A 14,549-nucleotide genomic window follows, 5' to 3' on the forward strand; every position below is an offset into this window, starting at 1 on the left:
GGCCATGATCTCCTCGACGATTCGGGCACCCCGGTACGGCCAGGGCCGTGCTGGTGGAAAGCTGATCGTCGATGGCCGCGACGAAGTCGTCTTCCGCAAGGCTGAGATCGCGTTCAAGCCCCTGACGCGCGCTCAGAAGCGTTCCCTGCTGAAGCTTCTGGACGCGACCCGCGAGACCTTTAATGCGGCACTTCAGGAGCGGCGGGATGCCTACCAGCATCCGTCCAGGACCAAGATCGACATGTTCCAGCAGTTCGGTCACATCACAGGCCTGCGGGGTGTCCGCGATGACGTACTGGTCTGGGGCATCCAGCCGCTGAGGTGGTCGATGCGCCGCGTGGACGAAGCATTCAGCGCGTTCTTCCGTCGCGTCAGCACCGGAGAAACCCCTGGGTACCCGCGGTTCAAGGGCAAGGGCAGGTGGCGGACCATCGGCTACGACGAGACCACCGGCTGGAAACTCAACCTCGGGGGCACGAAGAAGCACCCACGTCCTCACCTGTACGTCCAGGGCGTGGGGGTGATCCCCTTGTCCAATCCCGCTGTACGGCAGCTGCGCCAGTATGCCGAGCGCGGCGGCGTACCCACCACCCTGACCTTGACCCGTGCCAACAAGGAAGGCAGCGCCTGGCGCGCCAGCATCGGATTCGGTGACCTTGCCGTCGAGCAGCTACCGGTGGCACAACCGGGTTCGACGGCCGGGATTGACCGTGGTGTAGCAGTTCTCGTGGCCCTGGCCTCAGGAGCGACAGCTGCTGAAGCCATGCGCGCCCCCGAAACGTCCGGCATAATGCATCACGCAGACGATCTCGTATCGCGTCTGAGCAGCATCCGCGCTGCGATCATCGCGCTCCAGCAGGATCGCTCCGGTAAGAAGAAGTACGGTCGGCGCTGGCGGCAGCTCTCGCGCCGGATCGCCCGCCTGCACCGGCGCGCGTCGAACATCGAAGAGAACTGGGCCCGGCACACCGCAAAGCACCTGGTGACCGAGCATGAGGTTATCGTTCTGGAAGACCTCAACCTCCAAGCAATGATGCGTTCGGCGAAAGGAACGATCGAGGAACCAGGTAAGAACGTGGCAGCGAAGTCGGGGCTGAACCGAGCCCTGGCCCAGGCAGCACCGGCACGAGTAGCCAGATGGGTTGCAGTCAAGGCTGAAAGCGCCGGACTGGGACGCCGCATCTGGCTGGTCAACCCGGCAAACACCTCACAGCAATGCTCTGCCTGCGGTGTCATCGACGCCACCAACCGCATCACCCGCGAGACGTTCTACTGCGGCTCCTGCGGGCACTACGAGCATGCTGACATCAACGCCGCCCGCAACATCCGAGCCCGGGGCCTGGCCGCGGAACGAGCGTGGAACGAAGCCGGACGCCCCGGCCTGGTCAGGCCGAAGCCACGCCTGCGCCGCAGGAAAAGACCACCGCCAGAAACAGCTTCATAGGCGGCATAGCACCAACCCAGCGGGGCCGGGACGGCTCCCTCGTCACCACGGTGACGTCGAGGACAGAAACTGTCCACAGCCCCTAAAGAGGTGTGCAGAGCCGGCCGGCCGGTGCCGAACGTGGCACGGGAGAAAGGACCGGTGAGTTTTCAGAATCCGGCGGCTCTTCGGCCGCTGTCAACTTGCGTAGCGAGCAACGATCCCAAAATATTGACACCAGAACCATCTACGATCTTCTAGGGCAGCGGTCCGGCCGGCCGGATCCACCACCCACACACCGGGACAGAGGACGGGCAGGTCACCGCGCAGCAGGACCAGATGAACCTCGGTGACCACCGAGGAGAGATCGGCGCCGTACTCCTCCACCAAGTCACCGCGCAGTCGTTGCATCACCGCCTGGGCCTCGGCGTCGCGCCCCGGCTCGGCCAGCACCCGGACCAGAAGGGCAGCGGTCGGCGCCCGGCGCGCCACGAGTGCGCGCAGGTCGCCCTCGTCGTGGGGTCCGGCACCGACCAGGAAGCACTCGGCCCGCAGGGCGGCCAGGTCGGAGGATCGCCTGCTCAGCCGACGTCGAGCGCGCTCCGGGCCAGTTCGATGAGCACGTCGCGCCGGTACGGGATCGCCAGGTGGTCCACGCCGGTGACCGTGATCGAGAAGAAAACGCCATCGTCCTTGACCTGGACCTCGTTGCTGAAGTTTCCCACGATGGCGTAGTCGCCCAGACCCGGCTCCCGCGACCAGTCGCCCGACTGAACCCGGGCCTTCATCTGCGCAACGGTCTCCGTCTCAGGAGATTTCGACCCGCTCCCGCCCGTGGCGACGATGATGAGATCGGGGCTCGAGGGGACCCGGTTGGCACCGTATCGGCAACGGTCGGCAGACCATTCGTCGTACCCGGCCCGGCCCCCGACGGCGCTCACGACCTCCTCCCTGGTCAACGCCGCGCACACGGAGCTTTCCGAGACGGCCCGGTGATCGCGGACGACGAAGTACGCGAGCATGACGACGATCACGAGCGAACCCAGGAGCCCACGCTGGAAGCGGCCCAACCACTTCTCCCGGGTCTTCGTCGTACCGGGCCATCCCGCGCCGGGGACCGGCCCGTGTGCGTGGCCGCCATCCGGTGTCGACCCGCGTAGCCCGGGGTGCTGCGTCATCGTCCATCCTCGTGATCCTGTCGGCGCGTCTGTGACCATCAGATGCGCGCCGGCCCGATCACGTTGCACCAGACCCGGCGTCTGTGAGCCAGACCTCGAACGACCCGGAATCACCGAGGTGCAGAGCATCGAGGTCGCAGCCGATCTGCCCCCTCAGAGCATCTCGACCGGCCGGGGCATGTCTGTCCCCATCAAACTCCGGTGGTGGTCACATCAGCCGACCACCGGAAGTTTCACCTGGCTGGAGCCCGGTTTCACGCTGAGTCCCGTCCCCTGTGTGGGCCGCAAGGTGTATTCGACATCGGTGGAGATCACGACCAGCCCGATACGGTGCCCGGCGGCGAAAACATAGTCCTTGGGCTGCAGCCCGAACTTCAGGGCGTAGAAGCGGCCCTTGACCAGTGGTCGGCTGTGACGGATCGATGTCCGGTTCTGCGGATCCGTCCAGCCGCGGCTGACCAAGGTCGCCTTGCCGTTCGGGGCGTAGTCCACCAGCAGTGCGGTGACGTTGGCATCCCGCCGGTTGTTGACGGACAGCTTCAGCCGGACCTGGCCCGCACCGGAAATTCTGGTTGCTTTCGCCAGTTTCCTGGTCCGGTAGGCGAGGCGGTTCGGGTTGGCCTTCGTCGGCGAGGCGATGAGTTTGCGAGCCGTCTTCCTCGACCCGGCGTCCACGAACGACTGCACCCGGCGCGTGCCGCCCAGGGCGGCCAGAGAATAGCGACGATGACGGACGCGGTGGTCCGGCCAGTCGTTATAGGTGCGGTACGTGCGGTTCTCCCGCTGAATGATCGCCCGTGGCTCCTTCTCGATCCCGTTGTTCACGCCGTAGAGCCAGTGGTCCATCCAGCGGTTCACCGTGTCGTCGAAGGTTCTGGTCTTCCCGTTCGGCAGGGTGTACCTGTCGTCGCCCGCCGGCCCACCGTGCCCATCCTGATGCCACCAGATCTTGCGCGGCACGTTGTTACGGCTCAGCACATCCCAGAACTGCTGGACATGATTGGTTTTGACGTTCCAGTCGTTCAGGCCATGGACGACGAACACGCTCGCCTTGATCTTGCCGGCCGACCGCACGTAGTCACGGTCCTGCCAGAACCGGCTCCAGTCCCCGGTGACCCGGTCCTGATCGCGTTCCATCTGCTGGATCATGGGCTCACAGACCTTCTTCTGGCGATCGGAAATGACGAACCGCGCCAGGATGTCGGTGTCCTCACCCTGATAGGTGCCCGGCGCCACGACCAGACCGTTGGCCCGGTAGTAGTCATACCAGCTGCTGATCGCCGAGACCGGGACGATCGTCTTCAGGCCGTCGATGCCGGTGGTGGCTGCCTGCTGAGCGAGGGTCCCGTCGTAGGAGGTGCCGATCATGCCGACCTTGCCCGTGCTCCAGGTGGCCTGGGCCGGGGTACCGTCTTTGTGAAAGCCGCGACCCCGACCGGCCAGCCAGTCAATCACCGCCGTCACCGACAGCGTCTCGTTCTGGTCGCCACTGGTCGGGCAGCCGTCCGAAGCACCCGTCCCGATGGTCTGGGCCTGCACGGAGGCGTAACCGCGCGGGACGTAGCGTTGCGCGGTCTCGGCCGCCGCACGCTTGGCCTGCGCAGCCTGCGACTTCATCACCGAACGGGTGCTCAGCACTCCTGGGCCGAGACCGAGCCGCTCCTGCGGCAACCACGGCACGTCCACCCGATGATTGGCGACGTCCTGGCAGCATTCCCAGTAGGGCGAAGCCTCCAGGATGCTCGAGACCCGCCCCTGGGCGGCCGGGCGTTCAATGTCGATCGCGACCCGGTCGTGATGACCGTCGGCATCGGTGTCAACCACGGTCTCGACCCAGATCCGCTCCTTGATCACCGTGGCGGCGGCAAAGACGGGCTGCGTCATCCCGCCGGCCACGACCAGCCCGTCCGGCTGGACAGCCGTGGTGCTGTCGGGCCAAGGCTTTGAGGACGCCGTCGAGGCGTTGGCGGGTGATGCCGCGATCAGCGATGCGCCGACCATCAGTCCGGCCGACAAGAGCGTCAGCGCGAGGGTCAGGGGCGACCGGTGAGTGCTCGGCTTCATGCCATTCAGTGCATCACACGTATCGGTACCGGACGAGCCACATGTGTGAGCTCTCGAGCGGGCATCCGCAACGACCCGATGCTTGTCCGCCCGCGACAATAAAGTGGTTGTCGCTCACGACGCCCCCTGCTATGTTTCCCGGCAGACCGTGCGAGAGACAAAGGAGGTGGTACCCGTGAACACATCGACATGGGTGCTCCCTTCTGGGGTCATGGTCGGGCGATAGGTCGTCCGGGAGCGCCGTTTTCACGGCCTTCCGAAGGGTATGACCATGCATTTCACTTCTGAACAGCAGCTCGACGACGGCGTCCTCGAGCGCCTTTTCACTCTCGGCGACATCCCTGGCATCCTGTGGACCCCTCCGTCCAGCCCCGCCCCGGCGCCCCTGATCCTGGTCGGCCATCCCGGCGGGCTGAACCGGATGTATCCCCGGGTGGCCGGGCGGGCCCGGCACTGCGTGGCCGAGGGCTTCATTGCAGCCACCATCGAGCTACCCGGGAGCGGGAATCGGCCTCCTTCGCCGGACGCCGAGCAGGCCCGGGCCGATCTCCGCGGGGCGCTGGCGGCCGGAGAGCCGGTCACCGACGACATCGTCGACCGGCTTGTCCTTCCGCTGGCCGGCCAGGCGGTCACGGAATGGCAGACGGCCCTCGACACCCTGCTTGAACTGCCCGAGATCGACGGACCGGTCGGGTATTCCGGTGGGATCATCTCCATCGGAGTCCGGCTGGCGATGGTCGAGCCACGCGTCCGGGCCGCTGTCCTGTTCGCCGGGAGCTTCGTGCCGCGCGTCATTTTCCAGGACGCCCGTCAGGTCACCGTTCCGGTGCAGGTCCTCCTGCAGTGGGACGACGAGAACAATGATCGCCAGCAGGCCCTGGACCTTTTCGACGCCCTCGGCTCCACGGAGAAGACGCTGCACGCCAATATGGGCGGCCACACCGGCGTTCCGGCGTACGAAGGGGACTCCGCGAACCAGTTCTTCGCCCGGCACCTGAAGTAGAGGCCGATCGTGCAGTTCCTCCCCCCGGGGGAGGAACTGCACGATCCTCCTAGGGCAGCGGGATGGCGGTGAAGGTCCCTTCCGGGTCGAACCTTTGCTTCACCGAGCGCAGCCGGGCGGCGTTCGTCCCGTAGGCCTGCACGATCTGGGCGTGTGCGTCCGGGGCGAGTAGGTTCGGGTAGCCGCCAGGCAGGGCGTATTCCCTCAGCGCTTCCAGCGTTTCATCGGCCCATCGCTGGAACGGGGCCGGGTCCTCGTCCTTCCAGCCGGAGATGATCTCGACCATCACATGCTCGCGGCGCTGCCCGAAAGCAGCCGATTCAGGGCTGATCCGGGTGGCGGCGCCGTGGAAGTGATGCATGTTGATCACCTGGTTCGGCGAGGGTTTGTTCTGCACGGCACTCACGATGGTCGTGACCACGCCGGGAGTGAGCGCCGCAACGTTCAGGGTGCGCAGAATCCAGCTCCGGCCGTCGGCGGCGAACAGCTCGTCAGCGGCCCGCAACGACTCCGACAACGGGACCTGGGCAACCTGGGAGACCAGAGGCGTCCCCCATCGTTCGATTTTGCGCACCCATTCAACGCCCACCACCGGATCGCCCACCCACGTGGGGTTCAGGTAGAGGGCCGGCGTGCCGTCGGGGAGGTCCATGGCCCCGGACAGCACCCCCAGTTCATCGGGGGCCTCGGCCAGCAACTCACCGAGACCGGTGAACACGTCGTGCGCCTGCTGCCCCGGGAACAACACCGACCCGGCCAGCGCCGTGTTGAACGGTCGCAGTTTCACCCGCATCTCGGTGACCACGCCGAAGTTGCCGCCACCCCCACGCAGGGCCCACAGCAGATCGTCCTCGGCCTCGACGACCGTGCCGTCGGCGAGGACGACCCTTGCCCCCACGAGGTTGTCGGCAGCCAGCCCGGCGCTCCCCAGCTGCGGGCCGTAGCCGCCTCCGATGGTCAGGCCGGTCAGCCCGACCGAGCCCACCGTTCCGGCCACCACCGCCTGCCCGGTGGCCGCGGCTGCCTCCATGACCTCGAGCGAGCTCACCCCACCGCCGACGGTCGCGACGTCGTCTTCGATCGAGATCTTCTTCAGGCCATTCACGTCGATGACCAGGCCGTTCTCACACAGGGCGCGTCCGGCCCAGTCGTGGCCGCCGCCCAGGACCGACAGCGACAGGCCCTCGTCCCGGGCCCGCCGCACGGCCGCGCTCACCTCGGCGTCGTTCTCGCACCGCACCACGAGCGCCGGTTGTGTGGTCACGGCGCTGTTCCAGACCTTCATGCTCTCCCCCCGTCCGAGCTCCCCCGAGCTCGTGCGGTCATCATGGCAGCCCAGGGTCAAGGAGCGGCGACAAAGACTCCATTTCGAAGCAGGGGCACTTGATCGCTGGCGTTCACTTCGGCAGCAATCTCCACGACGATCACGACGTCAGCGCCGTGCTGGATCCCCCGGGCACCCGAAAGGCCCCCATCGAAACGGAGCCGGTAGGACTCCTGTATGTGCGCGATAGGCATGACCCGATGATGCCGGGTTGCGCCAGAAGCCCGGCCCGAGCGCGAGAAGGTCACTACTTTCTCTGTGGGACCAGCCGGCGCATTAACCTCTAGGGGTCTCCCAAGAACTCGCTCTATCGGTTAAGGGCACCTGCTTGACCCGCCTGGGGCCGGACTGACCGATCGCTGGTCCGGCATGAATGAATTTCAGAAGATCCCGCCCGGCGAGAGACCGGATTCGGGCCCCAAAATGGCTGCCTCAGATGCTTCATGCCAGGTCAGCGGGGGTTCGTCGAATCTTTCCGGTGATTCCATTCCCTGGGTTCACAGAGCCGAATCGTTCTCCATTGACATCGGTGAAACGTCTCCGCAACCTGCTCGTAGCGCTTGTCGGCGCTCGGAACAACGGCAGCGTCAACCGGTACAGCCGACCCAAGGTCCGTCGCGGTCATTCGCCGTTGCGGTGGATCGAGCCATCAGGAGAATCGCATGAACAGATTACGGCAGGGTGTGGGGCGCCTGCGCTCGCACCGTGTATTGGCCGCCGCCGCGGCCGTAGCAGTGGTCAGCGGAGGAATCTCGCTGGTATCGATCGGAGCGGCTGTCGCCGCCCCCGGATGCTCGGTCGCGTACACGGCGAACTCCTGGGGCTCCGGATTCACCGCCAGCATCGACATCACCAACTCCGGTGACCCGATCACCAGCTGGGCGCTGGAGTTCGACTACGCCGGCAACCAGACGGGTGGCTCGGCCTGGGGCGGCACGCTGACCCAGACCGGGAAGCACGTCAAGATCGTCAACGCCGCCTACAACGGCAGCCTGGCCTCGGGCGCCAGCACGAACGTCGGCTTCAACGGCACGTACTCGGGCACCAACGACAAGCCGACCAGCTTCACCCTGAACGGCACCACCTGCAACGGCGGCACCACCAACCCGACGCCGACGCCGACGGCCACCACCACGGTCTCTCCGACGGTCTCCCCGACCGTATCGCCCACGGCAAACCCCACGCCGACCACGACCACCACCCCTCAGCCCGGCACTCACCTCGACAACCCCTACGTGGGCGCGAAGTGGTACGTCAACGCCGACTGGTCGGCCAAGGCGGCGGCCGAGCCGGGCGGCAGCGCGATCTCCAACCAGCCGACCGGCGTCTGGCTGGACAGCATCGCCTCGATCACCGCTCCGTCCGGGTCGGGCTATGCCACCAGCCTGCGCGGACACCTCGACAAGGCACTGGCCCAGGGCGCGACCCTGGCTCAGTTCGTCATCTACGACCTGCCCGGTCGGGACTGCGCGGCCCTGGCGTCCAACGGTGAGCTCGGCCCGACAGAGATCGAGCGGTACAAGACCGAGTACATCGACCCGATCGCGGCGATCCAGGCCGACCCGAAGTACGCCTCGATCCGGATCGTCAACATCGTCGAGATCGACTCGCTGCCGAACCTGGTGACCAACGCGGGCAGCGCCGCCGGCGCCACCGAGGCCTGCCGCACGATGCTGGCCAACGGCAACTACTCGACCGGTATTGCCTACGCCCTCTCGAAACTGCACGCGGCGGGCACGAACAACTACAACTACATCGACGCCGCGCACCACGGCTGGCTCGGCTGGGACAGCAACTTCGCCCCGGCGGCGACGATGTTCGCCGACACCGCGAAGAAGGCCACCGGCGGCGTCAACACGGTGGACGGCTTCATCACCAACACGGCCAACTACTCGGCCCTGAACGAGCCGTTCGTCAAGATCAACACCACCGTGAACGGCACCAGCGTGCGGCAGTCGAAGTGGGTGGACTGGAACCAGTACACCGACGAGCTGACCTTCGCCCAGGGGTTCCGCACCCAGCTGATCTCGGCCGGGTTCAACTCCAACATCGGGATGCTGATCGACACCTCCCGCAACGGCTGGGGCGGTTCCGCCCGGCCGACCGCGGCCAGCACCTCGACCGACCTGAACACCTACGTGGACGCCTCCCGGATCGACCGGCGGATCCACGCCGGCAACTGGTGCAACCAGAGCGGCGCAGGCATCGGCGAGCGTCCCAAGGCCGCTCCGGCCAGCGGGATCGACGCCTACACCTGGATCAAGCCTCCGGGCGAGTCGGACGGCTCCAGCACATTGGTGCCGACCGGTCCGAGCAACCCGGCCGGTAAGGGCCTGGACGGTATGTGCGACCCGACCTACACCGGTAACGGCCGCAACGGCAACAGCATGAGTGGTGCCCTGCCCAACGCCCCGGTCTCCGGGGCCTGGTTCTCGGCCCAGTTCCGCCAGCTCCTGGCCAACGCCTACCCGGCGCTGTGATCTGAGGGCCGCCGGCTGCCGGTAGCTGCTCTCGGCGCTACCGGCAGTAACACCGAAGCCCCGCCCCGACCGAAATTATCGGTCGAGGCGGGGCTTTCGCCGGGGATGGTTCCCGCAGTCATGGAGGACGAGTTGGTCACCACCGGAAGTGGGTTTCCTGAGAAGGGCCTCAGGTGGAGGAGCGAATGACCAGTTCGGTGGCGAGAATCTGGTCAGCGGCGGGCCCGTCACCGGACACCACCTGTTCGAAGAGTAGTTCGGCGGCCAGCGCCCCGAGCCGCTCGACCGGCTGACGCACCGTGGTCAGTGGCGGATCGGTGAACGCGGATGCGGTCACGTCGTCGAAGCCGATCATCGCGACATCGGTGGGGATCCGCCGACCGGCCTGGCGCAGGGCCGCCATGGCGCCCATGGCCATCGGGTCCGAGGCGGCGAAGACCGCGTCCAGATTCGGGGCCTGATCGAGCAGCAGCCGCATGGCGTTCTTGCCACCCATCGGGGTGAAGTCCCCGGACGCGACCAGAGGTGGGTGGCCGGCTTCGGCGAGCGCGTCGAGGTAGCCGGCGAGCCGGTCCCGGGCGGCCGGTAGATCGGCCGGACCGGTAATCAGGGCAATCTTTTTCCGGGTCTTCAGCAGTAACTCGACCGCGGCCCGGGCGCCGCCGCGGTTGTCCACGTCGACGAAGGGCATCTGCACCTCGTCCACCGGTCGCCCGGCGGCGCGGATCGGCAGCCGGGTGCCGGCCAGGGTCAGGGCCAACGGGTGCCGGCCGTGCACGGAGACCAGCAGGACACCGTCCGAACCCCCTCCGAGCAGGTGTTTTTCCGTCGAGGCGAAGACCGGGCTGGCCGCCGATATCAGCGGCAGCGGAACACCCCGCCCGGACAGGTAGGTCTCGGCGCCACTGATGAAGCGCACGAAGAAGGGGTCGTTGAACATCCGGGTGGTGGGCTCGCAGATCACCGCGGAAATGATCGGTGGATACCGGCTGTCGCCGGGCCGCTCACCGCGGCGTAGGTATCCGAGGCGAGAGACCGCCGCGTAAACCTGCCGACGAGTGGTGTCACTCACTTGCGCCGAACCTGTCAACACACGAGAGACCGTGGCCGGAGAAACGCCCGCTTCCGCGGCAACCTTCGCCATGGTCATGTTCTTGGCCGTTGTCGTCTCCTTTGACGACCTGCACGACGCCGTGCAGGTTGGGCAAGCATTAGCTGAATGGTTCCACGCACTCCAGGCATCGGCAAGAGATCCCTACCGCCGGGCGATTGCGGCCGGGACGATGAATACCTTTCAAGATTTCTCGAGATCTGGGGCAACCTTTTGCCGGTTCCATCCGACCGTCACGGTAGAGGATTCGTGGGCATCGTCAGGTGTGCTCCGGAACAAGCCTTGAAGCTGCCTTTCTTATTGACATGAGAGCGCTCCCAGGCAATGGTTTCCATAAGGTTTCGCGCGCCCTGTACGGAAATCGGTGAATGAAACAATTTCATCGCCATCGGGATTTGCGCGATGTCACAATCTCCTTTGGATCGAGGACGCTCCATGTGGCGACGAACTGCTTGGCTGGCCGTGGGACTTTTCGCGGCGGCCGCGCTGGCTCCAGTGATACCGACAGCCCAGGCCGCCGCCGGCTGTCAGGTCGACTACACGGTCCAGAGCCAGTGGACCGGTGGCTTCCAGGGCGCGGTCACCGTGCGCAACCTCGGCGACGCGATCAACGGCTGGACCCTGACCTTCGGTTTCCCGACCGCCGACCAGACAGTCACCCAGGGCTGGAATGCCACCTGGACCCAGTCCGGCACCGACGTCAAGGCGGTGAACCTGGGCTGGAACGCCGCCCTGCCCACCAGTCAGTCCGTCTCCCTGGGGTTCCTCGGGTCCTCGGGCGGGACCAACCCGAGCCCGACCTCGTTCAAGCTCAACGGGGTTGTGTGCACCGGGGGCACGAGCACACCCACCCCCAGCACCACCCCGAGCACCTCGGCCAGTCCCACCGTCTCACCGACCGTCTCGCCCACCGCCTCACCGACCCCCACCACGCCGACGACCCCGGGGGCCGCGCCGGCGCTGCACGTGTCCGGCAACCAGGTCCTGACCGCGGCCGGCACGCCGTACCGCTTCTACGGTGTCAACCGGTCCGGTGGAGAGTTCGCCTGCATCAAGAACCGCACCGGCATCTGGGACGGCCCGATGGACCAGGCCTCGGTCACCGCGATGCGGACCTGGAAGGTCCGTACGGTCCGGATCCCACTGAATGAGGAATGCTGGCTGGGCACCACCAGCAATCCGGTTCCGGAATACAGCGGGACGGCCTACCAGAACGAGGTGAAGCGCTACGTCAAGCTCCTCATCGACAACGGGATCACCCCCATCGTCGAACTGCACTGGACCTACGGCGCTTACACCGGTAATTCTTCCGGTTGCTCGGACGTGGCCTCCGTCTGCCAGAAGCCGATGCCGGACACGCAGTACTCGCCCGCTTTCTGGACCGGTGTCGCGAACGCCTTCAAGGGCAATGACGCGGTCGTGTTCGACCTGTTCAACGAGCCTTATCCAGAGCGCGCGACCGGCGATGCCACGTCCGGCTGGAAATGCTGGCGTGACGGCGGCACCTGCGCCGGGATCAACTATTCGGTGGCCGGATTCCAGACCCTGGTGAACTCGGTCCGGGCCACCGGCGCGACCAACGTGATCATGCTCGGCGGTCTGGCCTATTCCAACGACCTGAGCCAGTGGCTGGCCTACAAGCCGACCGATCCGCTGAACAACCTGGTCGCGGCGGTACACGTCTACAACTTCAACACCTGCGCCTCGACCTCCTGCTGGGACAGCCAATTGGCCCCGGTCGCCGCCCAGGTGCCGCTGGTGTTCGGCGAGTTCGGAGAAAACGACTGCGCCCACGGGTTTGTCGACGGCTTGATGAACTGGGCCGATGCCCATTCCGTCAGCTATCTGGGCTGGACCTGGAACAACTGGGACTGCAGCAGCGGCCCCTCACTGATCAGTGACTACAACGGCACCGCGACCGCCTACGGCCAGGGGCTCAAGGCCCGCCTGGCCACCGTCTCGAACTGAACCGGAAACCCCCGAGCGATGGGGCTGTCCGCGATTCTGCGAACAGCCCCATCAGTGGCTGGGTTTCGTGGCGACATGTCTTGAGCTGGACGGTCTCGGCGCATACCCAGCTTTGTGTCCATCGAGGTGATCCGGGATCCAGACCGGTCGGAAAATATCCGGTCCGGAGCCCAGCTGGTTCAGCTGACCTTGGTCAGGCGCCAGTTATGTTTCACGTCACCGTTGTCGGAGAACTGAACGGCCTGAGCACCTCGAGTGCTGGAGCCGTTCAGGACGGCGAGCACCTTGCCGCTGTTGACGTTGCGGATGCGGTAGGAGCCGTCACTGTTGGACACCAGGGTCCAGCGATGGTCGGCCGTTCCGTTGTCCTCCCACTGCAGGACGCGTGCGTTATCGGCCTTGGACATGTTGTCAACACCGAGAACCTTTCCGCTGTGTGCATTACGGAACTTGAAGGCGGTGCCGTCGGCGACCCTGGCCCAGCGGTGATCCGCTGTGCCGGTGTCGCTCCACACCACGGTCTGGCCGCCGTCGGCCTTCGACATGGACTGCACACCCAGGACCAGGCCGCTGGCGACGTTCACCAGCTTGTACTCCTCGGCTGCGCCGGAACTGGAGGTGGTGACCGGGGTGGTGGTGCTGGCACCGCTCAGGGTGGTCACGAACGTCATCGCGCTCTGGGCGGGAAGGGTGACGGTCATGGATCCGCCGGACATCGTGAGAGCCGGCTGGGGTGCGACGTTCCGGGTCGCGTCGGTCAGCCAGTTCGAGACGCTGCCGGAGGAACTGGTATTGGCCAGGGCGAACTGCTGGCTGACGGACGACGTGTTCTTGTTGATGGCGACAATGACGATGCTGTCGTTCTTGCGGTAGGCCGACACCAGGACGTTGGTGGCCGGGCTGGCGGTCGCGTCGATCCGGACGTAGCCGGGGCGGACGAACCGTGAGAACTGCGCCATCAGGGCACCGCGCTTACTGATCTGGCCGTCCTCGCGCATCGGGCCGTAACTGCGCCGCAGGTACCACCACACGTAGGCCTGGAACTCGGCGTCCACCATGGAGCGATGGATGTGTTCGCCCACACCGAGCGCCTCGGGCCATGCGTCTCCCGAATTGGCGCTGCTGGTGGGGTAGTACACCTCCGTCATCCAGAGCTCCTTGCCAGCACCCTTCTGCTTGAACAGGGGGTAGGAGAAGTTGGAGTACTGCGTGCCGTACAGATGAGCCCCGAGAATGTCCACATTGGCCCAGGCCGCCGAGTCGTTGATGATCGGATCCGAGACAGACTTGGTGTACTGGAACGACTCAGGGGCGATGACCCTGGTGCTGATCGAACCTGCGTGATCGCGCAGGAAACGGGTCATCTCCGACGTGGTCCACCACGTCCATTCCTGCGCGTAATCGGGCTCGTTCTGCATCGAGATGGCGTACAGCTCCACGCCGTTGTTACGCAGGTACACGGTGAAGTTGTTCAGGTGCTGCGCGTAGGCGGCGTAAGACCCGGCCTTGAGCCGGCGGGCGTTGGTCTGGCTACCCCGGGTGAAGGTCTCGGTCATGCTCGCCGGAGGGTTCCACGGCGAGGCGAAGACCGTGGCTCCCAGCGCGACGGCGCGTTGGGCCGTGGCCAGATCCCGGCTCCAGTCCGATTCCTTCTCACCGACCGGGATGCGCAATACCGAGAACCCCAGCTTGCCCTCCCCGGTGTTGAAGGCCGTCTCCCGCTGGGCGGTGGTCAGGTCCCCGACCCACGCGGCGTGCGTCATGGCACCGAAGCCACGGATCGTCTGCCTGGCCGCGCCAGGGTTGATGGCTGCCGGTGCCGCCGAGGCCTGGTTGGCACTCACGGCGACCGCGGCGACCCCGAGAACCGGTGCGGCGCCCATCGCCGTCAGTATGCCTCTGCGGCTCAGCATCTTTCGATCGCCGCCAGCTTGCCTCTTCTGGTATCGCGTCATGTTCAGTCCTTGATTGCCATGCTCATAGCCACCTTCTGGGTGA

The 14,549-nt window shown here is 66.1% G+C and carries 10 protein-coding genes; 4 read left to right on the forward strand and 6 right to left on the reverse strand.

The genetic code is table 11. The features are described from left to right. Positions 1-4: 4 nt before the first annotated feature. Positions 5-1,444 (forward strand): RNA-guided endonuclease InsQ/TnpB family protein, encoded by a 1,440-nt coding sequence (locus QSK05_RS27730; protein WP_285600295.1) that lies wholly within the window; start codon positions 5-7, stop codon positions 1,442-1,444. A gap of 177 nt (positions 1,445-1,621) precedes the next feature. On the opposite strand, the gene QSK05_RS27735 is transcribed toward QSK05_RS27730, so the two are convergent. From QSK05_RS27735 to QSK05_RS27745, 3 genes are all read right to left on the reverse strand, one after another. Then, a complete protein-coding gene (locus QSK05_RS27735; RefSeq protein ID WP_285600296.1) occupies positions 1,622-1,876 on the reverse strand; it encodes a hypothetical protein in 255 nt (84 codons plus the stop codon). Positions 1,877-2,004: 128 nt separating this feature from the next. Beyond that, positions 2,005-2,601 (reverse strand): hypothetical protein, encoded by a 597-nt coding sequence (locus QSK05_RS27740; protein ID WP_285600297.1) that lies wholly within the window; start codon positions 2,599-2,601, stop codon positions 2,005-2,007. A 213-nt stretch (positions 2,602-2,814) separates the two neighbouring features. Further along, positions 2,815-4,665: a Xaa-Pro dipeptidyl-peptidase gene (locus QSK05_RS27745; protein WP_285600298.1), complete on the reverse strand. Its 1,851-nt coding sequence runs from the start codon at positions 4,663-4,665 to the stop codon at positions 2,815-2,817. Positions 4,666-4,936: 271 nt separating this feature from the next. Here QSK05_RS27745 and QSK05_RS27750 point away from each other — a divergent pair, with 271 nt between their 5' ends. Then, entirely contained in the window at positions 4,937-5,668 is a 732-nt protein-coding gene (locus tag QSK05_RS27750) for a dienelactone hydrolase family protein (RefSeq protein ID WP_285600299.1), read from the forward strand. A gap of 49 nt (positions 5,669-5,717) precedes the next feature. Here the strand turns inward: QSK05_RS27750 and QSK05_RS27755 are convergent, their stop codons facing one another. Continuing rightward, positions 5,718-6,953 carry an FAD-binding oxidoreductase gene (locus QSK05_RS27755; RefSeq protein ID WP_285600300.1) on the reverse strand — a complete coding sequence of 412 codons (1,236 nt, stop codon included), beginning with the start codon at positions 6,951-6,953 and terminating at the stop codon, positions 5,718-5,720. Positions 6,954-7,654: 701 nt separating this feature from the next. Between QSK05_RS27755 and QSK05_RS27760 the strand changes: the two genes are divergently transcribed. Beyond that, the gene (locus QSK05_RS27760) at positions 7,655-9,472 is read left to right on the forward strand and encodes a glycoside hydrolase family 6 protein (RefSeq protein ID WP_285600301.1); all 1,818 of its coding nucleotides are present in this window, start codon (positions 7,655-7,657) and stop codon (positions 9,470-9,472) included. Between the two features lie 169 nt (positions 9,473-9,641). Here QSK05_RS27760 and QSK05_RS27765 read toward each other — a convergent pair whose 3' ends face one another. Next, the gene (locus tag QSK05_RS27765) at positions 9,642-10,622 is read right to left on the reverse strand and encodes a LacI family DNA-binding transcriptional regulator (protein WP_352302833.1); all 981 of its coding nucleotides are present in this window, start codon (positions 10,620-10,622) and stop codon (positions 9,642-9,644) included. A gap of 396 nt (positions 10,623-11,018) precedes the next feature. On the opposite strand from QSK05_RS27765, the gene QSK05_RS27770 reads away from it, so the two are divergent. Further along, entirely contained in the window at positions 11,019-12,551 is a 1,533-nt protein-coding gene (locus tag QSK05_RS27770) for a cellulase family glycosylhydrolase (RefSeq protein WP_285600303.1), read from the forward strand. A 179-nt stretch (positions 12,552-12,730) separates the two neighbouring features. Here QSK05_RS27770 and xynC read toward each other — a convergent pair whose 3' ends face one another. Then, entirely contained in the window at positions 12,731-14,434 is a 1,704-nt protein-coding gene (gene xynC / locus QSK05_RS27775) for a glucuronoarabinoxylan endo-1,4-beta-xylanase XynC (RefSeq protein WP_285600304.1), read from the reverse strand. Positions 14,435-14,549: the final 115 nt, after the last annotated feature.

This window comes from Kineosporia sp. NBRC 101731 (genome assembly GCF_030269305.1).
Taxonomy (GTDB): Bacteria; Actinomycetota; Actinomycetes; order Actinomycetales; family Kineosporiaceae; genus Kineosporia.

Bases quoted from the DNA above. Each gene is read 5' to 3' on its own strand.
- QSK05_RS27730 (WP_285600295.1), top strand. From the start codon at position 5: ATGATCTCCTCGACGATTCGGGCACCCCGGTACGGCCAGGGCCGTGCT.
- QSK05_RS27740 (WP_285600297.1), bottom strand. From the start codon at position 2,601: ATGACGCAGCACCCCGGGCTACGCGGGTCGACACCGGATGGCGGCCAC.
- QSK05_RS27745 (WP_285600298.1), bottom strand. From the start codon at position 4,665: ATGAAGCCGAGCACTCACCGGTCGCCCCTGACCCTCGCGCTGACGCTC.
- QSK05_RS27750 (WP_285600299.1), top strand. From the start codon at position 4,937: ATGCATTTCACTTCTGAACAGCAGCTCGACGACGGCGTCCTCGAGCGC.
- QSK05_RS27755 (WP_285600300.1), bottom strand. From the start codon at position 6,953: ATGAAGGTCTGGAACAGCGCCGTGACCACACAACCGGCGCTCGTGGTG.
- QSK05_RS27760 (WP_285600301.1), top strand. From the start codon at position 7,655: ATGAACAGATTACGGCAGGGTGTGGGGCGCCTGCGCTCGCACCGTGTA.
- QSK05_RS27765 (WP_352302833.1), bottom strand. From the start codon at position 10,622: ATGACCATGGCGAAGGTTGCCGCGGAAGCGGGCGTTTCTCCGGCCACG.
- QSK05_RS27770 (WP_285600303.1), top strand. From the start codon at position 11,019: ATGTGGCGACGAACTGCTTGGCTGGCCGTGGGACTTTTCGCGGCGGCC.
- xynC (WP_285600304.1), bottom strand. From the start codon at position 14,434: ATGGGCGCCGCACCGGTTCTCGGGGTCGCCGCGGTCGCCGTGAGTGCC.